Genomic DNA, 562 nt, shown 5'->3' with positions numbered 1-562 from the left:
ATCATCACCACGACCCAGGAACTCCAGACGACCGTCACCCCGCCGACGCACCAAGTCCCCCGTGCGGTAAAGCCGTTGACCCGCAACGAACGGATCGGCCACAAAGCGTTCCGCCGTCAGATCCGCACGGCCCTCATAACCCCGAGCCAGACCATGGCCACCCAGATACAGCTCACCCGGCACACCGACCCCGACGGGCCTGAGCCCCGCGTCCAGCACCACAGCCCGGGTGTTGTCCATCGGCAGCCCCAACGGCACCGACCCCCCGGCCACGTCCTCACGCGACAGCGCCCCACACACCGCGAACGTCGTCGACTCCGTCGGCCCGTACACATGCACCAACGCCGTACCCGCCTCACCACACTCCGCCAACATCGACCCCATCGCCGCACACGAAGCCGCCTCACCCCCCGTCCACACCTCACCCAGCCCCGCAAAACACCCCGGATCCTCCTCCGCCAACACCCCGAACAACGCGGTCGTCACAAACAAGCCCCGCACCCCATGACGACCCACCGCCTCCCGCACGGCCCCCGCCGTCACCTCACCCTCCGCGACGACG

The 562-nt window shown here is 68.9% G+C and carries 1 protein-coding gene; it reads right to left on the bottom strand.

Annotated elements, in window-relative coordinates; translation table 11 throughout:
• The coding region (locus tag SCA03_RS34890) for an AMP-binding protein (RefSeq protein WP_141275917.1) at window positions 1–562 on the bottom strand (562 nt) is incomplete at both ends.

Source organism: Streptomyces cacaoi (genome assembly GCF_006539165.1).
Lineage (GTDB): Bacteria > Actinomycetota > Actinomycetes > Streptomycetales > Streptomycetaceae > Streptomyces > Streptomyces cacaoi.
This window is presented reverse-complemented; position numbering and strand designations above follow the sequence as displayed.